Origin of the sequence: Sphingobium sp. AP49 (assembly GCF_000281715.2) — a bacterium.
In the GTDB taxonomy this organism is placed as follows: domain Bacteria; phylum Pseudomonadota; class Alphaproteobacteria; order Sphingomonadales; family Sphingomonadaceae; genus Sphingobium.
This window is the reverse complement of the sequence record NZ_CP124576.1, coordinates 1,939,334-1,961,649: the sequence shown is the minus strand read 5'-3', so window position 1 is coordinate 1,961,649 and position 22,316 is coordinate 1,939,334. Positions and strand designations below refer to the sequence as shown.

Here is a 22,316-nt window from a genome sequence, read left to right as displayed (position 1 = left end):
ACAGGGTCTATATCAACCATATGACCGAATATATGACGATGACGGCCGATGCGCCGGTTTCCCGCTCGACCGCGATCAAGCTCTACGACGCGGCCGGTTTCGACGGCATGCGCAAGGCCGGCCGGCTGGCGGCCGAGATCCTCGACGCGCTGGTGCCCCATGTGGTGCCGGGCGTGACCACCGGCGAACTGGACGACATCGTCCGCCGCATGACGCTGGACGGTGGCGGCGTGCCGGCGACGCTGGGCTATCGCGGCTATACGCATAGCTGCTGCACCTCACTCAACAACGTCATCTGCCATGGCATTCCGGGCGACTATAAGCTCAAGGACGGCGATATATTGAATATCGACGTCACCCCGCTGGTTGACGGCTGGCACGGCGACACCAGCCGCATGTTCATCGCCGGCGAAGCGCCGATCAAGGCCAAGCGGCTGGTCGAGATCACCTATGAATGCCTGATGCTGGGCATCGAGCAGGCCAAGCCCGGCAATCATCTGGGCGACATTGGCCATGTCATCCAGCGCCATGCCGAAAAGCACCGTTATGGCGTGGTCCGCGATTTCTGCGGCCATGGCCTGGGCCGGGTTTTCCATGACAGCCCGGAGGTGGTCCATATCGGCCGCCCGGGCACCGGTCCGGAGTTGAAGCCCGGCATGTTCTTCACCATCGAGCCGATGATCAATATCGGCAAGCCGGGCGTGAAGATGCTGGACGATGGCTGGACGGCGGTGACGCGCGATCGCACCTTGTCAGCCCAGTTCGAACACAGCATCGGCATCACCGAAACCGGCTGCGAGATCTTCACCAAGAGCCCTGCCGGTCTCGACTGCCCGCCCTACGCGCGCTGATTTCGCCTGCCACATAGCGGTCTCAAAGGCCCGCTCCGTCCATGCCATCGGGATCATACCGACCGGTGTCGACGGGGCGGGCCTTTTGCATGATGGGCCGCTCGACCACTGCCTAAAAACCGGGCAACGTGACATGATATTGCCCGAAATCCGGGCAATATGGACAAAGATTGCTGCATCGCCGAAAGCAGGCCTAGCGATTCGCCATTTGGCACGGTAATTGATTGTTAAGGGAGACGGCACGTGCCTCGGGGGGCATGATGATCGTCACTTGAAGGTTGGAGGATGCGGGTCGCACCCGCATCCGATCTTGCGCCATGGGTTGGGATTAAGTGATGAAAAAGATCGAGGCGATCATCAAGCCGTTCAAGCTGGACGAGGTGAAGGAAGCGCTCCATGAAGTGGGCGTGTCGGGCATCACCGTCACCGAGGCCAAGGGCTTTGGCCGGCAGAAGGGCCATACCGAACTCTATCGCGGCGCCGAATATGTCGTCGACTTCCTGCCCAAGGTGAAACTGGAGGTCGTCGTTGACGACGCGCTGGCCGACCGGGTGGTCGAGGCGATCTGCGCCGCCGCGCAGACCGGCCGGATCGGCGACGGCAAGATCTTCATCACCGCCATCGAGGGTGCGGTCCGCATCCGCACCGGCGAACGCGACAGCGACGCCATCTGATTTTCAAAAAGGTTCTCGCCGTCTGACAGGGGACCGGCGGACACAGGCTTCAACTACCCCTTCGGGGGGGTATCTTTAGAGAAGGGCAATTGCACATGGCCAACACGCCAAAAGACATCCTGAAGATGATCGAAGAGAAGGAGATCGAGTGGGTCGATGTCCGTTTCACCGATCCCAAGGGCAAGTGGCAGCACCTGACCATGGTGTCGAGCGTGCTTGGCGAGGATGAGCTGACCCAGGGCCTGATGTTCGACGGTTCGTCGATCGAAGGCTGGAAGGCGATCAACGAGTCGGACATGATCCTCAAGCCCGACCTCGACGCCGTTTATGTCGATCCGTTCAGCGCCACCCCGATGCTGATCATCTTCTGCGACATCGTCGAGCCGGACACCGGCGAACTCTACAGCCGCGACCCGCGTTCGACCGCGAAGCGCGCCGAAGCCTTCGTCAAGTCGGCCGGTTTCGGCGACACCGTCTATGTCGGTCCCGAAGCCGAATTCTTCATGTTCGACGACGTGCGCTTCGAAAATGACTATTCGCAGAGCTACTTCAAGATCGACGACATCGAACTGCCGACCAACACCGGCAAGGAATATGAAGGCGGCAACCTGGGTCACCGTCCGCGTGCCAAGGGCGGCTATTTCCCCGTCGCACCGGTCGACCCCTGCACCGACATCCGCGCCGAGATGGTCACCACCATGCTCGAAATGGGCCTGCCCTGCGACAAGCATCACCATGAAGTCGCCGCCGCGCAGCACGAGCTGGGCCTGACCTTCGGTACGCTGGTCCAGACCGCCGACCGCATGCAGATCTACAAATATGTCGTGCAGATGGTCGCCCAGGCCTATGGCAAGACCGCGACCTTCATGCCCAAGCCGATCGCGCAGGACAATGGTTCGGGCATGCACACCCACATGTCGATCTGGGACGGCGGCAAGCCGCTGTTCGCGGGCGAAGGCTATGCCGGCCTGTCCGACATGTGCCTCTACTTCATCGGCGGCGTCATCAAGCATGCCAAGGCCCTGAACGCCTTCACCAACCCGACCACCAACAGCTACAAGCGTCTGGTGCCGGGCTTTGAAGCGCCGGTCCTGCTCGCCTATTCGGCGCGCAACCGCTCGGCCTCCTGCCGTATTCCCTATGGCGCGGGCGCCAAGGCAAAGCGCGTGGAATTCCGTTTCCCCGACGCGATGGCCAACCCCTATCTCTGCTACGCCGCGCTGCTGATGGCCGGTCTCGACGGCATCGAGAACAAGATCCATCCGGGCGCCGCGATGGACAAGAATCTCTATGACCTGCCGCCCGAAGAGCTGAGCCAGGTGCCGACCGTCTGCGCCTCGCTGCGCGAAGCGCTCAACAGCCTGGAAGCCGATTATGAGTTCCTGCTCAAGGGCGACGTCTTCACCAAGGATCAGATCGACGCCTATATCGAACTGAAGTGGCCCGAAGTGTATCGCTGGGAAATGGCGCCGTCGCCGGTCGAATTCGACATGTACTACAGCGCCTGAACCCTTTCACAGGCCTGTAGGACAAGAGGCCCGGTCGCGTCATGCGGCCGGGCCTTTCCTTTTTGCACCAATGCACCAACCCGCTATCATTCCATCGATTTCCATTGAGGAGGAGAGTCGTCTTGGCATTGACCGGCAAGCTGGCCCGCGCGGCGCGTGCTCTGGTGGAATGGCCGCGCGACCATGTCGCCCGCCTCGCTGGCGTTGAAGAACAGGCGCTCGCCGATTTCGAGAACGGCCGAACGGCCCTCCCCGAACCCGAAGCGCTACGCCTGCACAGCATATTGGAGGAAGGTGGCGCCCAATTTCTGCCCGAGACGGATGGCATGGGCGTTGGCGTCCGCCTGAAATTCACCGCGCGGGATGCGCGCGCCATCAACCGGATGGAAAGCGAAGGCGGCCCGGTCGGCACCGACGACCTCTGACCGGCACGCGCCCCGGTTGCACCGATGCCGTCGACAGTCCACATCCGGCCCATGGACATCATCGCCGCACTCGATCTCGCCATCCCCATCATCCAGGCACCGATGGCGGGGGTATCGACCCCCGACATGGCCGCCACCGTCTCCAACGCCGGCGGCCTGGGATCGATCGCGGTCGGCGCGACCGATGCCACCGGTGCACAGGCGATGATCGCCGCTGTCCGTGCGCAGACCGATCGCCCGTTCAACGTCAACCTGTTCGTGCATTCTCCACCGCGGGACGATATTGCCACCGAACGGGCCTGGCTCGACGCCTTGTCTCCATTGTTCGCGCAATATGGCGCCACGCCGCCCGCCCGGCTCGACACCATCTATCAAAGCTTCGCCCACGATGATGCAATGCTTGCCATGCTGGTGGCAACCGCGCCGCACGTCGTCAGCTTCCATTTCGGCCTGCCCGGCCCAGACCGGATCGCCGCATTGAAAGCTGCCGGTTGCCTGCTTCTGGCCAGCGTCACCAGCCCGGCCGAAGCCAGGGCCGCATACGCAGCGGGGATCGATGCGATCGTGGCCCAGGGATATGAGGCTGGCGGTCATCGTGGCATGTTCGATCCCGCAGCGCCCGACGACCTGCTTGGCACGTTCGCCCTAACCCGGCTGCTGGTGGCCGATGGCAAGCAACCGGTCATTGCTGCAGGCGGCATCATGGACGGTGCGGGCGTACGGGCAGCGCTGGATCTGGGGGCAGTCGCCGCACAACTCGGCACCGCCTTCATCGCCTGCCCCGAAAGCAGCGCCGATCCCGCCTATCGCGCAGCACTGGCGGGACCGGCGGCGCTGCATACGGTAATGACGCCGGCCCTTTCCGGCCGTCCCGCCCGCTGCCTCGCCAACCGCTTCACCGCCTGGGGCGAAGGGCAAACCGGGCAGGTTCCCGATTATCCACGGGCCTATCATGCAGGCAAGGCCCTGAATGCCGCCGCCAAAGCCCGGGGTGAAGGAGGCTATGGCGCGCAATGGGCCGGCCAGGGCGCGCCGCTGGCCCGCCCCCTTCCCGCCGCCGTGCTGATCGCCACCATCGCCGCCGAAATGAAAGAGGCATGAGCCGCATCGGTTACGAAGAGGCGATACATAATGTCCGGGCGCTCGACCATCTGGCGGCGTTCGACCCGCGCGTCGTGGGGACTCCACCGCTCAGACTGGACATGCCCGGCAGCGACATCGACATCATTTGCCATGCACCCGACACTGCTGTCTTTACCGCCACGCTATCGCACGCATTCGGCCATTTTGCCGATTTCACGGTCGCGCCTTCCCCTAAGGTGGACGCGATCATTGCCCGCTTTTCGGCTCAAGGCTGGCCGTTTGAAATCTTCGGTCAGCCAGTGCCCGTGGCACAGCAGCATGGCTGGCGCCATTATCGCATCGAACATCGGCTGCTGGAATTGGCGGGCTCCGCCGCGCACGCAGCCGTCATGGCGTTCCGGCGGCAAGGCATGAAGACTGAACCGGCCTTTGCGGCATGGCTAGACCTGGAAGGCGATCCCTATGCCGCGCTGCTCGACCTGGAGACGCTGGACGATGCGGAACTGTCCATGCGACTGCCTTCCCGCCACCCCGGTCAGCCCTGACCGGGGATCGATGCCCCGAACAGCAGCACGGATTCACCCGGCGGCGACAGGACGATATCGCCACCGGCGCTCTCCACCAATTGCCGGACCATCCAGGCGGCAGCCGTACGCGATGCCAGGCCGCTGGGCGGCAATGTTCCCGCCAGGGCAGCCCGCAATTCAGGATCGAGAATGACCTTCGGCCCCTCGCCGCGCACCACGATTTCAGTGATGCCCGGTCGGGTCTCGGCGCCGATGTCGAGTTGGCCACCGCGTACCAGCGCATCGCCCGCGATCAGCGCAAGGTTCAGCAGCACCTTGACCGCCAGCTTGCTGAGCAACTGTTCCTCGACCATCCAGCCCAGCTTGACCCGGCCGGAAGCGGCGAACATGCCTTCGATCGCGACTTTGGCCTCATGCGGCGGAACCGCATCGCCAAACCCGCCCGCCGACCCGAAGGCAAGGCGGAAGAATTTGAGCTTGTTGGCGGACGTCCGTGCACTGTCGCCCAGCAGGTCAAGGCAGCGCTGGCGCATTTCAGGATCGGTCTCATCCGCCATCAACTCCAGTCCGTTGTTGAGCGCGCCGACCGGGCTCAACAGATCATGGCAGAGGCGCGAGCACAATAGGCTGGCGAATTCGATGCTATCGGTCGATTGGGTCATGAAGGATAGGGTCGCCGGATTGCTGCGGGGAAAACTATACCCCGGCTAGGCTTCCACGCGGGACGATGCAAGCCCGGCTCGCCTCCTTTGCATCACCTTATGTCGAGCAACGCCTCCACGAAACCGACGCCAGCCACGCCGCCGGGTTTCGCGACCCACAGCCGGGCCTGCCCCGTCGCGATGATTAACCATAGGGTTCCATCGGGTGCGGCGCATGCTGCATCGGTCGCGGACGGAACGGCCACGCCCGACGGGTGTGAATGATAATGGCCAAGAATGGCGGGGCCACCCTGTCGGGCGGCGCGATGCGCACGCAACAAGCTTACTGGATCAAGCTCGAAATGACGGGTTGGGTCGGGCGCGACATTGGCTGCCGGCAGAACCGCCTCGATCAGTCCAGCCTCTCCCAGCAGCAGCCCGCAAACCTCCCCCGGCTCCGCAGCCGCGAAGTCCATGATTTGTTCCAGAAGTCCCCTTGAAATTTCGACCTTCATTCCTACATCCCTACGCAATGGTTCCGGGGGTTTCCATCATCGAAACAACAATAGGTGACGCGCAGGCGGGCATGCGGCTCGACCGGGCGCTGGCGGAACTGTTGCCCGACCTGTCGCGTGAGCGGATCAAATCACTGATCGTCGATGGCCAGATCTCGTCTGGCAGCCGGTCGCTCAATCCCTCGATGAAGGTCGCAGCCGGCCAGGATTTCAGCATCACCCTGCCTGCTCCCGTCGCGCTCGACGCCGTGGCGCAGGACATTCCGCTTGATATCGTGCATGAAGATGCCGACCTGATCGTGGTGGACAAGCCTGCAGGCCTCGTCGTCCATCCAGCGGCCGGCAATCTGGACGGCACGCTGGTCAACGCGCTGCTGCATCATTGCGATGGTCAGCTGTCGGGCATTGGTGGCGTCGCGCGTCCGGGTATCGTCCATCGCATCGACAAGGATACTTCGGGCCTCTTGGTCGTTGCTAAGTCGGACAAGGCCCATGAGGGCCTGGCGCGTCAGTTCAAGGATCACAGCATCGATCGGCTTTATGCCGCGATCGTCTATGGCATTCCGACGCCGGGCTCCGGCACGGTGGATGCCTGGATCGGCCGGTCCGACGCTGATCGAAAGAAGATGGCCGTTCATCGGGAAGGACGCGGTAAACATGCGGTCACCCATTACCGCGTAATGGAGCGCCTGCGCGGCGCGGCGATGGTGGAATGCCGGCTGGAAACCGGCCGCACCCATCAGGTTCGCGTGCATATGGCGCATCTGGGTCACCCCTTGATCGGCGACCCGGTTTACGGTAGAGACAGAAAAGGTTTCAAATCGATACTGGAAACGCTGAGTTTCAAAAGGCAGGCATTGCACGCGAAACGCCTGGGGTTCATACATCCTCTGACAGGAGAACCCCTAGCTTTCGACAGTCCCCTGCCTGCGGATATGCAGGAACTGTTAAGCGAGCTTCACGTATAGGTTCTGACAAGTTTGCGCCGGACGGACGCCACTCTCGGGTTCGCGCCGCGCATGTAAAGGGAAGGAATTGTGACATGGCCAACAAGAGCAATGTCCCCGCGGTTCCGGCGCTGGGCGGTGAAGCCAGCCTCAACCGCTATCTGTCGGAAATCCGCAAGTTTCCGCTGTTGACGCCCGAGCAGGAATATATGCTCGCCAAGCGCTATGAGGAACATCAGGATCCCGAGGCAGCGGCGCAGCTCGTCACCTCGCACCTGCGCCTCGTCGCCAAGATCGCGATGGGCTATCGCGGCTATGGCCTGCCGGTCAGCGAGCTGATTTCCGAAGGCAATATCGGCCTGATGCAGGGCGTGAAGAAGTTCGAGGCCGAACGCGGCTTCCGCCTGGCGACCTACGCCATGTGGTGGATCCGCGCGTCGATCCAGGAATTCATCCTGCGCAGCTGGAGCCTGGTCAAGATGGGCACCACCGCGTCGCAGAAGAAGCTGTTCTTCAACCTGCGCCGGATGAAGAACAATATCGAGGCGTTCGAGGATGGCGATCTGCGCCCCGAGGACGTGACCAAGATCGCGACCGATCTGGGCGTGTCGGAAGATGACGTCGTATCGATGAACCGTCGCATGGCGATGGGCGGCGATACCTCGCTCAATGTGCCGATGCGCGAGGATGGCGACGGCCAGTGGCAGGATTGGCTGCAGGACACCGATCCGCTGCAGGACGAGCGCGTCGCGGACGAGCAGGAAAAGACCCAGCGTCACGAGATGCTGGTCGAAGCGATGACCGATCTCAACGATCGCGAAAAGCATATCCTGGCCGAGCGTCGCCTGGCCGAGGAGCCCAAGACGCTGGAGGAACTGAGCCAGGTCTATGGCGTGTCGCGCGAGCGCGTCCGCCAGATCGAGGTGCGCGCCTTCGAGAAGCTGCAAAAGGCGATGATGCGCATCGCCGGTGGCAAGCTGGAAAAGATGGCACGCTTCGCCGCCGCCTGATGAGGCACCGGCCTTAGACAAAGAAAAGAAAAAGCCCCGGCATAATCCGGGGCTTTTTTTTCGCCTTAGAGCATCCGCACCATCGAGACGCTGTCCGCGCCATAGCTGTCGGCGACAACCGGTAAATCGACAAAGTCCTGTCGGCGCCAGAAGGCATCGGCGCCGTTGATGGCGGTCAGGGTGATGCGGTCGAACCCGGCGGTACGGGCCTGCGCCACGATCAGGTCGACGGCAGCAGCGGCCGCGCCGGTACCCCGCGCCTCGGGCAGCAGGGCGAGGTCATGGAGATAATAGCGATCCGGCGCGTCCGGTAGCCTGTCGATCAACCGGTCAAGCGCTGGCGGCCGATCGCCCGCCCAGGGATGGGTAATGAGATAGCCCAGCGCCTGGCCGTCCCGCTCCAGCAGGAAGCAACCCGCTGGATAAAGACGCAGACGATCGTCATAGATTGCCGGCTGTTCGGTATAGTCTCCATGGACCCGGTCGGAAATGGCCGCCACCGCCGCGACATCGCCTCGCCCCATCGGCCGCCAGCCAGCCAGGCTGCTCATGCCTCGACACCCAGCGCGCGGCGATTGGCCGCCAGCAATTCCTCTGACAGCGCCGGATCATCGACCGCGCGGGCCAGCACCATCGTGCCGACCAGCTGGGCCATGCGCGCCAGTGCCGCATCGCGATCAGCGATGCCGGCATTTTGCAGCGCGGCAGTCAGATCCTCAAAGCCCTCACGGAAGGCAGCCGCCAGCGGCCCGCCCTTGCGCGCGGCATCGGGGCCGAGCGCAATCAGCGCGCAACCAGTCTCGGGCGCATCGCGGTTGCGGGCACTAAGATAATCGGCGGTGATCGCGTCCGGACCATCTTCCGCCGACAAACGCCGCCATTTGGCTGCGCCCCGCGCAAGCGAAGTCGCGCAGGCTTCGGCCGCCAGCGCTTCCTTCGATTCGAACTGGTTGTAGAAGCCGCCATGGGTCAAACCGCATTCGCGCATCACTTCACCGATGCCGACGCCTTCCACACCGCGGGCGCGGAACAGCCTGGATGCAGCGTCCACCACCTTCTCGCGATTGCGCTCCGCCTGTTCGCGGCTCACCTTCATAGTTCAGTCACCTCATATCGCCCCTTGACCTTATATATGATACCCATCATTTAACGCCAGTCCGTTTTCAGCTCCGCAGGGGAAGTCGATGCTGTCCACCATGTTCGCCCGTCGCCTGGCCGCGCGCAATGTCCATTATGGCTGGGCGGTCGTGGGCACGACTTTCCTCACCATGCTGGTGGTCGCCGGCGCGGTCGGCGCGCCGGGCGTGTTCATCGTTCCGCTGCAGAAGGAGTTCGGCTGGAGCGCGGCGGATATTTCCGGTGCGCTGGCCATCCGTTTCCTGCTGTTCGGCGGGATAGGTCCCTTTGCCGCCGCCTTCATGAACCGCTTTGGCGTGCGGCGGATGATGCTGATATCGCTGTCGATCGTGATCGGCGGCATGCTCCTCTCCCTCGGGATGAAGCATCTGTGGCAGCTGGTGCTGCTCTGGGGCGTAGTGATCGGCGTCGGCACGGGGCTGACCGCCATGGTGCTGGGCGCGACCGTCGCCACCCGCTGGTTCAGTGAACGGCGCGGGCTGGTCATGGGCTTGCTGTCGGCCAGCACGGCAACGGGCCAGCTCGCCTTCCTGCCATTGCTGGCCAGCATGACCGGCAGCTATGGCTGGCGCACGGCTCTGCTACTGGTCTGCGGCGCAATCCTGGTCGCCGCCGTCGCGGTCATGCTGTTGATGCGCGACCGGCCGTCGGACCTGAACCTTGCCCCCTATGGCGAGCAGGCGATCCAGCCCGTCCCCGCCCAGCCGACCAGCCTGGGCGCGCTGCTGGCGACGCCGCTGATCGTGCTGCGCGACGTGGCGAAGGTGCCGACCTTCTGGATCCTCTTCTTCTCCTTCTATATCTGCGGCGCCAGCACCAATGGCCTGGTTCAGACCCATTTCATCTCGCTGTGCGGCGATTATGGACTGGCGGCAGTGGGCGCGGCGTCGATGCTGGCCATGATGGGCCTGTTCGACTTTGCCGGCACATTGGCATCGGGCTGGCTCAGCGATCGATATGACAATCGCTGGCTGCTCTTCTTCTATTATGGGTTGCGCGGCCTGTCCCTCCTCTACCTGCCGTTCAGCGATTTCTCGATCTACAGCCTGTCGCTCTTCGCCATCTTCTATGGCCTCGACTGGGTGGCGACGGTGCCGCCGACGGTGAAGCTGACCGCGCAGCGCTTCGGCCCGGAAAAGGCGAATATCGTATTCGGCTGGATCTTTGCCGGGCATCAGCTCGGCGCGGCCAGCGCGGCGCTGGCCGGCGGCCTGTCGCGCACCGCCTGGCAAAGCTATATGCCTGCCTTCATCGCGGCGGGCGTGCTGTGCCTGATCGGCGCGGCGCTGGTGCTGCTGATCAATCGTGGCCGTGTGCAGAGCCTGGCGACCGCCTGAAGGAATCGATGACGGCGGCGCGCAGCGGCGCTAGTTTGCGGCCATGAAGAAAGCCAAAGCCGCGCCCAAGCCCGCCTCTGCCAAAAGCCGTCGTTCCCGCTGGATCAGCATTCCCCTCAAGATCGTCGTCGGCTTCGTCGGCCTGTCGGTCGGCACGGTGGTGATCTATCGCTTCGTGCCGCCACCGGTGACGATCACCATGTTGCTCGACCCCAATGGCATCACCAAGGAATGGAAGAGCCTGGACGCAATCGATCCGGACATGCCGCGCGCCGCGATCGCGGCGGAGGATAGCCGTTTCTGCAGCCATCATGGCTTCGACGCGGTCGCCATCGCCCAGGCCATGCGCCACAATGCCAGCGGCGGGCGCATTCGCGGCGGCTCCACGATCAGTCAGCAGACGGCGAAGAATGTCTTCCTGTTCCAGGGCGGTGGCTTTGTCCGCAAGGGGTTCGAGGCCTGGTTCACCGTGCTGATCGAGGCGATCTGGGGCAAGCGGCGGATCATGGAAGTCTATCTGAACGTCGCGGAGACCGGCATCGGCACTTATGGCGTACAGGCCGGGTCGATCCGCTATTTCGGCCATGGCGCGCAGAAGTTGAGCCGGGCCGAAGCGGCACGGCTCGCGGCGGTCCTGCCATTGCCCAAGAAGCGCGAAGCCGTCGACCCGCACGGCTTCACCCGCCGCTATGGCAACAGCATCACCGCCCGCATCCCGGTGGTGCAGCGCGACGGGCTGGACGACTGTCTCAACTGAGACGGCAAAGCGCCCGGAAATAGGAAAGCGGGCGCTTAACTTCGCACATTTCCCGCACATTTCGACATTTTGTTACATTGCCGCGATCCTATCGGAAAGCCAACCCCGCACCATCATCCAGCATAATCGGGCGACGGGCAGTAGGACATGAAAAAGGGCGGGGATTGCTCCCCGCCCTTTCTTTCATTCCGTCTCTGTCCGTGCGGATCAGAAGCTGACGTGCAGCGAGCCCGAGACGGCGCGCGGCGAACCGATCTGGACGAAGCCCGGATTGGCGTAGGTGCCGGTCGACGAGCCCGTGAGGTTGACGGTCTGGTTCAGGTTGCCGCCGAAACCGCCGACATAGAATTCGTCGAACAGGTTGCTGACGTTCAGCTGGAAATAGGTGCCCGGCGCACCGAAGCGAGCCAGCGAGAAGCGGGCATCCAGATCGACCAGCGTATAGGCCGGAGCCGACGCGCCATAGATTTCGACCGGGGTCAGAGCGGCAGTGGTGTTGCGATAGGTCGGAAGGTTGGTGTCATAGACGTACCGCTTGCCGGTGCGCTTGGCCTGAATGCCCAGCGTCACGCCTTCGAAGTTCACTTCACCACGCGCACCCAGCATGTAGACGGGCGCACCCGATTCACGCTTGCCGGCGGTCGGAGCATAAACGGCGTCACCCGCCGTTACGCAGCCCGCAACCAGCGACACGTTGGTCGGGCAGACGCCGACCTGGATGTCGTCCTTGATCTTCGACTTCAGGTAGGAACCGAAGGCGTAGATGGTGAAATATTCGATCGGGGTGTAGCTGATGCTGCCGTCGAAGCCGTACTTCTCGACGGTGCCCAGGTTACGATAGACGCTGGCGTTCAGTTCCGGATCGAAGGAGGAAGCCAGGCGGTTCTTGTAGTTGGTGTACCAGAACGAGCCCTGGGCCTGGAACTTGCTGGTGGTATAGCGCGCACCCAGGTCGAAGCTGTCGGTGGTTTCCGGCGACGGATTGGCGCCTTCCGAACCACGCGTGAAGTAGAAAGCGTTGTAGAGCGAGTCCGTACCCGGCACCGACAGACCCTTGCTGTAGTTCACGAACAGGCTGGCTTCCGGCGTGACCTTGAAGTTCAGACCGACGCTCGGCAGCAGCTTGTCATATTTGTAGGTGCGCTTCTGCGGCGCAGCCCAGGCAGGGTTCAGCGTACCGATGTTGCTCGGGATATCCGCGCCGGTGCCGAAGCATTCGACGAAGCCCGAAGCGCTGCTGGTGTAGCAGTTGTTCTGCAGCTTGCGCTTGAAGAACGGCGCACGCAGGCCGGCCTGAACGGTCAGGCTTTCATCCAGGAACTCACCCATATATTCGGCCGAGAACTGGTTCAGGATGGCGTAGGACAGGCGATCACGCTTCTGCAGCACATTGCCGTTCACATCGAGCTGCGGATCATCGACCGGGAAATAGGCAAGGCCCATGCCGGTGGCGCCGACGAGACCGACTTCGCCGGTCTGGCGATGGCGGCCATGGTCGAAGGTGTAGGCGACACGAACGCGGTGATGCTCGTTGATGTCATAGCGCAGCGAGCTGATGACGGCGAAGCGATCGGTCGTGGTCTGGCTGGGCGCCAGGACGTTGACCTGGTCCAGCATGTCGCCATCGCCGTTGATGTCGCGACCGAAATAGGGGTTGCCGCCAAAATAGCCGGCCATGTTCTGGACGTTCGCAGCGCCCGAAGCCGGGTTGATGTCGTAATAGCCTTCACGGGCGGTCGCGGTGCCGCCGCCGTTCGCCTTCACATACTGGTAGCTGGGATCGACAGTCAGGACGAGGCCATCAGACAGGGTGAAGCGCGAATTGATGCGAATGTTACCGGTGTTCGACGGGTTGTAGCGATAGTCGAACACGGTGCCGCACGATCCGGCCGCATCGGCCACGCCGGCAACCGGGGTCGGCACGGTGCAGGACAGGGTATAGAAACGCTCGTCCTTGGTGATCGGGAAACGGTTCGACGAAGCCGGACCGGGGACGCGGCCCTGGTCGGTGTCGGTGCGCAGCGGCAGCGAACCAGCGAAGTTGTTGCGGTTGGCATTCCAGTGACCGGCGATCGACAAGAAGTCGCCATTGGTGCCGATCGGCTGGTAGATCTTGCCGTTATACTGCTGCTTGTCGATCACGCCGATATTGTTGTACGGCACGTCGTTGCGCGTGGTCGAGGCCGAGAACCAGGCCTTGGTGCCGAACGGCGTGAACACACCGGTTTCGACCAGACCGAACAGGCGGAAGAAGTCATAATCGCCAGCGGCGCCAGCCACGGTGACCTTGAAATCGTCCGAACCGTTGATCGAGCGATAGTTGACGGTGCCGCCCGAAGCGGCGGCGGTCGGGCTGTCGACGTCGGTCGAACCGAGGTTGACGTTGACTTCCTCGATCAGCTCGGGGTCGAGCTGCTGGTTGGAATAGATGGCGTAGTTGCCGGTGTCGTTGAGCGGCATGCCGTCGAACGTCAGCGAAACGCGGTCCGGGCCAAAGCCGCGGATGTTGAGCGTACCGCCAGCCGAACCATAGGGATCGTTATTCTGGAAGCTGACGCCCGGGATCAGGTTGATCGCGTTCAGGATGGTGTTGCCCGAACCCTGCTTCGCGATGATTTCCTGGGTCAGAACGCCCTTGGCCTTGGTCGTGTCGGGCAGGACGATGCCGTCGATGCCCTTGGCGGTCTTGGCGCCGGTGACAACGATCGTGTCCTCGAAATCCTGCGAACCGGTCGACTGCGCGAACGCGCCAGCCGGAACAGCGACGGCAAGTACCGCTGCGCTGCACATCAGAAACTGTTTCATGTGACCCTTGTCCCTTTTCAAGAGTGGCGCCCCACGGCGCCATAACCATAATTGCTCTTCGAGCCGGCGCCGCGTCTGGCGGCTACTGGCGACGCACCTGTGATGCTATGATTGCAATTATGTTACAATGCAGATGCGGGAGTGTCACAATTGGCCAGACTGTGGTGGCGAGAACGCGATCAGGCATCAAAATTCGCACATAAACACTTGTTTTTATTGTATAATATTGTGAAATTTGGCGCCTATTTAACACTGATGCAATTATGCAACGCAGCGCGAATTTTTTGTGCAGTGCGAAAGACTTGCACGAAAAAGGGGCCGGTGGATGATCCACCAGCCCCTTTTGTTCCAGCCTGAACGGCGAATGAACTAGGCGGCATCCTCGGCACGCTTGTCCTTTTCGCTGAATACGCGAATCGGCTCCTTGGTGCCCGCCACGACATCCTTGTCGACGACCACCTCACCCACGCCCTGCATCGAGGGCAGGTCGAACATGGTATCTAGCAGGATCGCCTCCAGGATCGAGCGCAGGCCGCGCGCACCGGTCTTGCGCTCGATCGCCTTCTTGGCGATCGCCGTCAGCGCGTCATCGGTGAAGCTGAGGTCGACATTCTCCATATCGAACAGCTTGCCATATTGCTTGACCAGCGCGTTCTTCGGCTCGACCAGAATCTTGACCAGGGCGGCAACGTCCAGATCTTCCAGCGTCGCGATGACAGGCAGACGGCCGACGAACTCGGGGATCAGGCCGAACTTCAGCAGATCTTCCGGCTCGCTCTGCCGCAGCAATTCGCCGGTCTTGCGCTCCTCGGGCGCCGCGACATGGGCGCCAAAGCCGATCGACTTGGCTTCCAGACGGTCACCGATGATCCGCTCCAGACCCGCGAACGCACCGCCGCAGATGAACAGGATGTTGGTCGTATCGACCTGAAGGAACTCCTGCTGCGGATGCTTGCGCCCACCCTGCGGCGGAACCGAGGCGGTCGTACCTTCCATCAGCTTGAGCAGTGCCTGCTGCACGCCCTCACCCGAAACATCGCGGGTGATCGACGGGTTCTCGGCCTTGCGGCTGATCTTGTCGATCTCGTCGATATAGACGATGCCGCGCTGCGCCTTCTCGACATTATAGTCGCTGGCCTGGAGCAGCTTGAGGATGATGTTCTCCACATCCTCGCCGACATAGCCGGCTTCGGTCAGCGTGGTGGCATCGGCCATGGTGAAGGGCACGTCGAAGGTCTTTGCCAGCGTCTGTGCCAGCAGGGTCTTGCCGCAGCCGGTCGGGCCGACGAGCAGGATGTTCGACTTGGCCAGTTCGACCTCGCCCGGCTTGGAGCCGTGGTTGAGGCGCTTGTAATGATTGTGGACCGCGACCGACAGCACGCGCTTGGCGCGGTTCTGGCCAATCACATAATCGTCGAGCACATCGCAGATTTCCTGCGGGGTCGGCACGCCGCCATCCTTCTTGCCGACGAGACCGCCCTTGGTCTCCTCGCGGATGATGTCGTTGCACAGTTCCACGCACTCGTCGCAGATGAACACGGTCGGCCCCGCGATCAGCTTACGCACCTCATGCTGCGACTTGCCGCAGAAGGAGCAATAAAGCGTGCTTTTAGAATCGGAGCCCGTAAGCTTAGTCATTCGCCAATCTTTCCTCCCCGCCGCCGACACCATGCCGGACCTGGCCAGGGAATTTCTGGTCCAAAGGTCATCCTAGACCGGGGCAAGGCGGTTTCACAAGGGGTGAAAGTAGCGTGCCCCGGTAAAGATCGCCTTTAGGCCTCGGAAGTTTCCGCCAGAGCGGGACGCCGGTCGAACACTTCATCGACCAGGCCGAACGCCTTGGCTTCTTCTGCTTCCAGGAAGGTATCGCGGTCCATCGCCCGTTCGATCTCTTCCAGCGGCTTGCCGGTATAATTCGCATAGAGGCCGTTAAGCCGCTGGCGAATCCTCAGGATTTCCTTCGCCTGGATCTCGATATCGCTGGCCATGCCCTGCGCACCGCCCGAGGGCTGGTGAATCATGATGCGCGCATTGCTGAGCGCGATGCGCTTGCCCGGTTCGCCGGCGGCCAGCAGGAAGCTGCCCATCGACGCGGCCTGGCCGATGCAGACGGTGCCGACCTGGGGACGGATATATTTCATCGTGTCGTGGATCGCCATGCCCGACGTCACCACGCCGCCCGGCGAGTTGATGTACATCCAGATGTCCTTCTTCGGATTTTCCGATTCGAGGAACAGCAGCTGGGCGACGATCAGCGAGGCCATATGGTCCTCGACCTGGCCGGTCACGAAGATGATCCGCTCGCGCAGCAGGCGCGAATAAATGTCGAAGCTGCGCTCGCCACGGTTCGATTGCTCGATGACGATGGGAACCAGCGCGGCCATGGGATCATACATGATGTTGGTCATTGTGCTCTTTCAGTCAGGTGCTTTTGCCCGATGCCCTACATCGGCACAAATAGCGACTGGTTCAAGGGGGAACCATGTGCCACTTCGGTTGCTCCACCTTCGTTTCGTTTTGCAACAGGGGGATTTAGCAATGGCTTCCAACGTCCATACCGACCTGCCACCCCATGACGATCGCGCCGGCCCCGGCCTGATCGCGGCCTTTTCCTTCGGCTGGAAGGCGCTCGCCCTGCGCGGCGCAGCGTCGATCATCCTGGGCATCATCGCCCTCTTCTACCCATTCAGCGCACTGTTTGCGCTGACGCTGATCTTTGCCGTCTATGCCCTGACCGATGGAATATTATCGGCGATCAGCGCCTTTCGCCGCATGGGTCGTGGCCGGCACTGGGGCGCGATGCTGCTGCGCGGCCTGCTGGGCATTGCCGTGGGCATCATCTTCATCGTGACACCGATCGCGATGACGATCACCTACGCACTGCTCACCGTATTTCTGATCGCAGGCTGGGCGGTCATAGCAGGCGGGCTGGAAATCATCGCCGCGATCCGCCTGCGCAAAGAGATAGAGGGGGAATGGCTGCTGGCGCTGAGCGGACTGCTGTCGCTGCTGCTGGGCCTGTTCCTGCTGTACCTTGCCCTCACCAACCCGCATGTGTCCGTGGCGATGCTGGGCTGGGGCATCGGCTTCTATGCCCTGGTGACGGGTGTCACGCTGCTGATCCTGGCGATGCGTCTGCGTCGCCGGGTTCAGTCCTTCAAGCCATAGTCGCTAGGCGCCCGGAAAGCGAGATAGGCGAGCCGCCGCACTTCGCGGCGGCCGCGTACCACCGTATCAAGGATTAGGCCGCACATCCCGCTCAGCGTCGCCAGAATCATGAGGCCGGTGACGAGGATCGCCGTCGGAACACGAGGCACCAGGCCGGTCTGGAGATAGGTGAGGATCAGCGGCGCGGCGAGGCCAAGCGCCAACGCGGCGAGCAAGGCCGCGATGATGCCAAAGAACAGGATCGGCCGCTCGATGCGGTAAAGCGTGATGATCGTGCGCAGGATGCGCCAGCCATCGCGATAGGTGGAAAGCTTGCTGACCGACCCTTCGGGACGCGCACCATAGGCGGTCAGCACCTCCGACACCGGCATCGCCAATTCGAGCGCATGGACGCTTATCTCGGTCTCGATCTCGAAACCGGCCGACAGCACCGGGAAGCTCTTGACGAAGCGGCGCGAAAAGACGCGATAGCCCGACAGGATATCGGTGAAGCTGCGGCCGAACAACTGCTTGAGCAAGCTGGTGAGCGCCCAATTGCCAAAACGATGGCCGCGCCGATAAGCTGCCTCCACCTGATCGCGGCGACAGCCCACGACCATGTCGAGATTATCCTCCAGCATGGCGGCGACCATCGCCGGCGCGGCAGCGGCCTCATAGGTCGCGTCGCCATCAGCCATGATGTAGATATCAGCGTCAACATCGGCGAACATACGGCGTACCACATGCCCCTTGCCCTGCTGGGTTACGCGGCGGACAATTGCCCCCGCCCCTGCTGCGAGTTCACGGCTGCCGTCGGTGCTGTTGTTATCGAAGACATAGATGTCGGCGTGGGGCAGCGCCCGGCGGAAATCCTGCACCGTCTGCACGATCGCGCCCGCTTCGTTATAGCAGGGCAGGATCACCGCGATATGCGGGGTTGCCATGCCCTCGCCGTTCGCCACCGCCGGAAACTCCTTCATCTGCCGCACGCTCCTGCGCCCCTCTTGCCCCTGCCATGGATCCGCCATGGTTAATATTTCGACCGCCCTGCCCGCCAAAGAATATGGGCCGGCGACACAAAGAAAAGGCGCCCGAACCTCCACGTGGAAGCCGGGCGCCTGTCTCGTCTCTGGCCTGCCGGCTTATTCAGCCTTGGCAGCGGCCTTCTTGGCGGGAGCCTTCTTCGCCTTGGGCTTGTCCTCGGCAACAGCTTCCTCGGCCACAGCCTCGTCCTTCTTGGCGGCAGCCTTCTTGGCCGGCGCCTTCTTGGGCGCGGCGTCCTCGGCTACGACTTCGGCTTCGGCGGGCTCGGCCTTCTTCTTGGCCGGGGCCTTCTTCGCCTTGGGCTTGTCGTCATGATCGTGGTCATGGCCACAGCCCGGGCCGTGGACGTGCGGCTTCAGATCGCCATCTTCGGCCTCGATCGCGGCTTCCAGATCTTCGCGGCTGACGGCACGGTCGGTGACGTCGGCCTTCTCGAACAGGAAGTCGACGACCTTGTCCTCATAGAGGGGTGCGCGCAGCTGAGCGGCGGCCATCGGGTCCTGGCGGACATATTGCACGAAACGCTCGCGGTCCTGCGGGCCGTACTGCTGGGCAGCCTGCATGATCAGACGGTTCATCTCGTTGTCCGACACGACGACATTGTTCGCCTGGCCGATTTCCGACAGCAACAGGCCCAGGCGCACGCGGCGCACGGCGATGCCGCGATAATCTTCCTTCTCGGCTTCCATTTCCGCCAAAGCGGCTTCCGGATCGGCCTCATGGCTGGCTTCGTGCTGCAGCTGCTGCCAGATCTGGTTGAATTCGGCTTCCACCATGCTCGGCGGCACATCGAAGTCGTGCGAAGCGGCGAGCTGGTCGAGCAGCTTGCGCTTCATATAGGTGCGGGTCAGGCCGTTATGCTCCTGCTCGATCTGGCCCTTGAGCAGATCCTTGAGCTGGTCCAGGCCTTCCAGGCCCAGCGACTTGGCGAAATCGTCGTCGAGCTTGGGCTTGTCGCCGTTCAGCACCGACTGCACGGTCACGTCGAAGGTCGCGGCCTTGCCGGCGAGGTGCGCGGCGCCATAATCTTCGGGGAAGCTGACCTCGATGGTCTTTTCTTCGCCCTTCTTGACGCCGCCGAGCTGCTCTTCGAAGCCGGGGATGAACTGGCCCGAGCCGAGCTTGAGCTTGACGCCCTCGGCCGAACCGCCCTCGAACGCTTCACCGTCGACCTTGCCGACGAAATCGATGACCAGCGTGTCGCCGTCCTTCGCCTTGTGGCTGGCGGCATATTCTTCTAGCGCGCCCTGCTGGGTCGCGATGCGGCCGGCCTGTTCCTCGACCTGGGCATCGCTGACCTCGGCGGTCAGACGCTCCAGCTTGAGGCCCTCGATGCTCGGCGCCTCGATCACGGGCAGAACTTCCAGCTCGACCTTGACCTGCGCGTCCTTGCCGAACTCGAAGCTCTCGTCCAGCTCGACAGAGGGCTGCATCGCGGGGCGCAGCTTCTGGTCGGCGATCAGCTTCTGGATGCTTTCCTGGATGGAGTTGTTGAGCGCGTCGCGCTGCAGGCTTTCGCCGTGCATCTTCTTGACCAGGTTGACCGGCACCTTGCCGGGGCGGAAGCCGGGCATACGCACCTGCGGTGCGATCGCCTTCACTTCCTTCTCGACGCGGGCGTCGATATCCTTCGACGTGATGGTCACGGTGTAGGCGCGCTTCAGGCCCTCGTTCAACGTCTCGACAGTCTGCATCTCTTCTCTCAAACGCTTTCTTCAGCTGAATTTCGGTGGCGCCCAATCGGCCAGGGCCTGGCGCAACTGGTGCGGGCGAAGGGACTCGAACCCCCACATCTTGCGATACCAGAACCTAAATCTGGCGCGTCTACCAATTTCGCCACGCCCGCATCGGTCGCCGGTCGGCGCGGCATAGAGAAAAGCGGGGGCGAGGGCAAGGGATATGGACAGCAGGGCCGGAACCCGCATCGCCACCCGTGCGTAGCCTCATGTTGAAGGAGAGCATAGCATGGCCACCCAGCCCGATCCAGCACCCGACGGCGTACCGCCACCCGACCGGATCGAACCCCAGTCCCCGCCGGAAACGCCGGCCCCCGCGACTCCGGATGAGACTCCCTGGCAGGAGCCGCCCGAAATCATTCCCCAGAGTCCCGATTATGATCAGCCCGATGACTCCCCGGACGAAATCCAGCTGGGATAATTACCTAGGCGCGCAACAAAAAAAGCCACTCCCAAACTTTTTTGCAACAGCGAGGAACTTTTTATGGCGGATTACGGAATATGCGTAATCCCGCGCTGGACACCCCCCGGAATCCATGATTGAAATATGACAAAGAAAAGAAATTCGGAGAGGCGCGCTGACATAAAAGGGGGTCGACGTGCAGAGGGTTCGCGCCAAATTAGAATGGTTCAAGACAGTCATTCTGCCACAGGAAGCCGCATTGCGCGGCCGCCTGCGCCGGATACTCCCCTCCACGCATGAGCTGGAGGACATGGTCGCAGAAGTCCTGGCCCGGGCCTATGCCACGGAAAACTGGGAAAATGTGACCACGGGCAGAGCCTATCTGTTCACGATCGCCCGCAATCTGGTGATCGACACGGCCCGCCGCAACAAGGTGGTGAGCTTCGAAACCATCGCCGACCTCGAACTGCTCGGTGGCGAAAACACGATCGAGGCCCAGTTGCACGCCCGTGAAGCGCTGCGCCAGGTCGAGGCCATCGTCGAATCACTGCCAGCCCAATGCCGTCGCGTCTTCATTCTTCGCCGCATCCACGAAAAATCGATGCTGGAAATAGCGGAGGAAATGTCGCTGTCCGTTTCTACAGTTGAAAAACATCTGGCCAAAGCGATCGGCATAGTTATGCGGGCCTGGGCAGAACGTGAGGAAACGGATTTCGAGCGTGCAGGCGTCGGGACCAAATTCAAACAGCGCGGACAGGGACGCGATCGAATTGGAGGCCGCGCGCCTGCTGGCCAGGCTTAACAGCGCCCCCACTGCCCAGGATGAAGACGAGATCGGCGCGTGGATCGAGGCGGACCCGCGCCACGCCGTAGCGTTCGCGCGCGCAGAAGCCGCCTGGGACGCGGCGGAAAGGCTGAAGAGCGCCGCCGCCGAGGTCAATCTGCCCCCGCTGGCGACGATCGTCAGCGAAGAACAGCAGCGCCGCCTGTCCCGCAACATCATGATCGCCGCCGCAGTGGCCGTGGCCCTCTTCATCGTTGCCGCGATCGTGACCGTCCGCACGTTCAGCGGCATTGACCGCTATGAAACCGGCGTCGGCGAAATTCGCGATATCGCCCTGATCGACGGTTCGACGCTCCACCTCAATAGCGACAGCGAGGCCGAGGTCCGCTTCACGGACATTGGCCGCAAGGTCCGCATCCTCAAGGGCGAAGCCTCGTTCGACGTCGCCCATGACAAGGGCCGGCCATTCGATGTCGAAGTCCGTTCCGCCATCATCCGCGCAGTCGGCACCGCATTCAATATTCGCATGCGACCGTCGGTGGTCGAACTGACCGTTACCCAGGGCACCGTGACCGTCCATTCGGGCAACGATGTCCAGCAGCAGGTCAGTGCCGGCAGCGGCGCCGTGATCCAGCCGCGCAACATCGCGCTCACACGACTGGGGCCAAAGCTGATCGACCAGCGTACCGCCTGGCGCGACCAGATGGTCGAACTGGACGGGGAAACGATCGAACAGGCGGCCAGCGAATTCAACCGCTATCGCCGCGCGCCGATTCTGATCGGCGACACCCGCGTTTCCTCGCTGCGCGTCGGTGGTCGTTTTCGCATCACCGATAGCCGCGAATTCCTGTCTGCGTTGCAGATGAGCCTGCCCATCCGCGCAGTGAATGGCGAGGATGGGTCCGTCATGCTGCTCTATCGCGACGAGCCCGATGCCGCCGACAATGGTTCAGGCGGCGCCTAAAGGCAGGAGCATCCCTATTCG

General features: G+C 62.6%; 23 protein-coding genes and 1 tRNA gene. 14 read left to right on the top strand and 10 right to left on the bottom strand.

The features are described 5' to 3' along the window. Positions 1 to 20: 20 nt before the first annotated feature. The 6 genes from map (at position 21) to PMI04_RS09510 (ending at position 5,086) form a co-directional block, all read left to right on the top strand. Positions 21 to 851 carry a type I methionyl aminopeptidase gene (gene map, locus PMI04_RS09535; protein ID WP_193378281.1) on the top strand — a complete coding sequence of 277 codons (831 nt, stop codon included), beginning with the start codon at positions 21 to 23 and terminating at the stop codon, positions 849 to 851. A 335-nt stretch (positions 852 to 1,186) separates the two neighbouring features. Continuing rightward, on the top strand, positions 1,187 to 1,525 hold the full coding sequence (locus PMI04_RS09530; RefSeq protein WP_007704832.1) for a P-II family nitrogen regulator: 339 nt from the start codon (positions 1,187 to 1,189) through the stop codon (positions 1,523 to 1,525). Between the two features lie 95 nt (positions 1,526 to 1,620). Beyond that, positions 1,621 to 3,033 carry a type I glutamate--ammonia ligase gene (gene glnA, locus PMI04_RS09525; RefSeq protein WP_007704834.1) on the top strand — a complete coding sequence of 471 codons (1,413 nt, stop codon included), beginning with the start codon at positions 1,621 to 1,623 and terminating at the stop codon, positions 3,031 to 3,033. Between the two features lie 122 nt (positions 3,034 to 3,155). Next, positions 3,156 to 3,458 carry a hypothetical protein gene (locus PMI04_RS09520; protein WP_007704836.1) on the top strand — a complete coding sequence of 101 codons (303 nt, stop codon included), beginning with the start codon at positions 3,156 to 3,158 and terminating at the stop codon, positions 3,456 to 3,458. Between the two features lie 51 nt (positions 3,459 to 3,509). Next, complete coding sequence (locus PMI04_RS09515) at positions 3,510 to 4,559, top strand: nitronate monooxygenase (protein ID WP_007704837.1); 1,050 nt, start codon at positions 3,510 to 3,512, stop codon at positions 4,557 to 4,559. Further along, positions 4,556 to 5,086 (top strand): DUF4269 domain-containing protein, encoded by a 531-nt coding sequence (locus PMI04_RS09510; RefSeq protein WP_007704840.1) that lies wholly within the window; start codon positions 4,556 to 4,558, stop codon positions 5,084 to 5,086. The genes PMI04_RS09515 and PMI04_RS09510 overlap by 4 nt, the downstream gene beginning before the upstream one ends. Here the strand turns inward: PMI04_RS09510 and PMI04_RS09505 are convergent. Beyond that, complete coding sequence (locus PMI04_RS09505) at positions 5,077 to 5,730, bottom strand: histidine phosphotransferase family protein (protein ID WP_007704842.1); 654 nt, start codon at positions 5,728 to 5,730, stop codon at positions 5,077 to 5,079. The genes PMI04_RS09510 and PMI04_RS09505 overlap by 10 nt on opposite strands. Before the next feature lie 92 nt (positions 5,731 to 5,822). Then, entirely contained in the window at positions 5,823 to 6,224 is a 402-nt protein-coding gene (locus PMI04_RS09500) for a M67 family metallopeptidase (protein WP_037485183.1), read from the bottom strand. 17 nt (positions 6,225 to 6,241) lie between these two features. On the opposite strand from PMI04_RS09500, the gene PMI04_RS09495 reads away from it, so the two are divergent. Together PMI04_RS09495 and rpoH are read left to right on the top strand one after the other, a co-directional pair. After that, the gene (locus tag PMI04_RS09495) at positions 6,242 to 7,192 is read left to right on the top strand and encodes an RluA family pseudouridine synthase (RefSeq protein WP_052028017.1); all 951 of its coding nucleotides are present in this window, start codon (positions 6,242 to 6,244) and stop codon (positions 7,190 to 7,192) included. A 74-nt stretch (positions 7,193 to 7,266) separates the two neighbouring features. Beyond that, complete coding sequence (gene rpoH / locus PMI04_RS09490; RefSeq protein ID WP_007704852.1) at positions 7,267 to 8,181, top strand: RNA polymerase sigma factor RpoH; 915 nt, start codon at positions 7,267 to 7,269, stop codon at positions 8,179 to 8,181. A 65-nt stretch (positions 8,182 to 8,246) separates the two neighbouring features. On the opposite strand, the gene PMI04_RS09485 is transcribed toward rpoH, so the two are convergent. Together PMI04_RS09485 and PMI04_RS09480 are read right to left on the bottom strand one after the other, a co-directional pair. Then, entirely contained in the window at positions 8,247 to 8,732 is a 486-nt protein-coding gene (locus PMI04_RS09485) for a GNAT family N-acetyltransferase (protein ID WP_007704855.1), read from the bottom strand. Further along, positions 8,729 to 9,277 (bottom strand): TetR/AcrR family transcriptional regulator, encoded by a 549-nt coding sequence (locus PMI04_RS09480; RefSeq protein WP_007704859.1) that lies wholly within the window; start codon positions 9,275 to 9,277, stop codon positions 8,729 to 8,731. The genes PMI04_RS09485 and PMI04_RS09480 overlap by 4 nt, the downstream gene beginning before the upstream one ends. Positions 9,278 to 9,365: 88 nt before the next feature. Between PMI04_RS09480 and PMI04_RS09475 the strand changes: the two genes are divergently transcribed. Together PMI04_RS09475 and mtgA are read left to right on the top strand one after the other, a co-directional pair. Continuing rightward, complete coding sequence (locus tag PMI04_RS09475) at positions 9,366 to 10,655, top strand: MFS transporter (protein ID WP_007704863.1); 1,290 nt, start codon at positions 9,366 to 9,368, stop codon at positions 10,653 to 10,655. 43 nt (positions 10,656 to 10,698) lie between these two features. Next, on the top strand, positions 10,699 to 11,412 hold the full coding sequence (gene mtgA / locus PMI04_RS09470) for a monofunctional biosynthetic peptidoglycan transglycosylase (protein ID WP_007704866.1): 714 nt from the start codon (positions 10,699 to 10,701) through the stop codon (positions 11,410 to 11,412). A gap of 207 nt (positions 11,413 to 11,619) precedes the next feature. On the opposite strand, the gene PMI04_RS09465 is transcribed toward mtgA, so the two are convergent. From PMI04_RS09465 to clpP, 3 genes are all read right to left on the bottom strand, one after another. Next, a complete protein-coding gene (locus PMI04_RS09465) occupies positions 11,620 to 14,217 on the bottom strand; it encodes a TonB-dependent receptor (RefSeq protein WP_007704872.1) in 2,598 nt (865 codons plus the stop codon). Positions 14,218 to 14,586: 369 nt separating this feature from the next. Continuing rightward, on the bottom strand, positions 14,587 to 15,855 hold the full coding sequence (clpX, locus tag PMI04_RS09460; RefSeq protein ID WP_007704875.1) for an ATP-dependent Clp protease ATP-binding subunit ClpX: 1,269 nt from the start codon (positions 15,853 to 15,855) through the stop codon (positions 14,587 to 14,589). 134 nt (positions 15,856 to 15,989) lie between these two features. Further along, positions 15,990 to 16,625, bottom strand: coding sequence for an ATP-dependent Clp endopeptidase proteolytic subunit ClpP (clpP, locus tag PMI04_RS09455; protein ID WP_007704879.1), 636 nt, complete (start codon positions 16,623 to 16,625; stop codon positions 15,990 to 15,992). 130 nt (positions 16,626 to 16,755) lie between these two features. On the opposite strand from clpP, the gene PMI04_RS09450 reads away from it, so the two are divergent. Continuing rightward, positions 16,756 to 17,385, top strand: a complete 630-nt coding sequence (locus PMI04_RS09450; protein ID WP_007704883.1) for a DUF308 domain-containing protein — start codon at positions 16,756 to 16,758, stop codon at positions 17,383 to 17,385. Here PMI04_RS09450 and PMI04_RS09445 read toward each other — a convergent pair. The 3 genes from PMI04_RS09445 to PMI04_RS09435 all read right to left on the bottom strand — a co-directional run bounded on the left by PMI04_RS09445 (position 17,367) and on the right by PMI04_RS09435 (position 20,254). After that, positions 17,367 to 18,344 (bottom strand): glycosyltransferase family 2 protein, encoded by a 978-nt coding sequence (locus PMI04_RS09445; RefSeq protein ID WP_007704887.1) that lies wholly within the window; start codon positions 18,342 to 18,344, stop codon positions 17,367 to 17,369. The two genes, PMI04_RS09450 and PMI04_RS09445, sit on opposite strands and share 19 nt — an antisense overlap. A 162-nt stretch (positions 18,345 to 18,506) precedes the next feature. Further along, positions 18,507 to 20,102: a trigger factor gene (tig, locus tag PMI04_RS09440; RefSeq protein WP_007704890.1), complete on the bottom strand. Its 1,596-nt coding sequence runs from the start codon at positions 20,100 to 20,102 to the stop codon at positions 18,507 to 18,509. 67 nt (positions 20,103 to 20,169) lie between these two features. Continuing rightward, positions 20,170 to 20,254: transfer RNA gene (locus PMI04_RS09435), tRNA-Leu, on the bottom strand. Positions 20,255 to 20,373: 119 nt separating this feature from the next. Between PMI04_RS09435 and PMI04_RS09430 the strand changes: the two genes are divergently transcribed. From PMI04_RS09430 to PMI04_RS09420, 3 genes are all read left to right on the top strand, one after another. Then, a complete protein-coding gene (locus tag PMI04_RS09430; RefSeq protein ID WP_007704894.1) occupies positions 20,374 to 20,565 on the top strand; it encodes a hypothetical protein in 192 nt (63 codons plus the stop codon). A 178-nt stretch (positions 20,566 to 20,743) separates the two neighbouring features. Further along, on the top strand, positions 20,744 to 21,349 hold the full coding sequence (locus PMI04_RS09425; RefSeq protein ID WP_007704896.1) for a sigma-70 family RNA polymerase sigma factor: 606 nt from the start codon (positions 20,744 to 20,746) through the stop codon (positions 21,347 to 21,349). Then, the gene (locus PMI04_RS09420) at positions 21,267 to 22,295 is read left to right on the top strand and encodes a FecR domain-containing protein (protein ID WP_037485186.1); all 1,029 of its coding nucleotides are present in this window, start codon (positions 21,267 to 21,269) and stop codon (positions 22,293 to 22,295) included. The genes PMI04_RS09425 and PMI04_RS09420 overlap by 83 nt, the downstream gene beginning before the upstream one ends. The last annotated feature ends 21 nt before the right edge of the window (positions 22,296 to 22,316 follow it).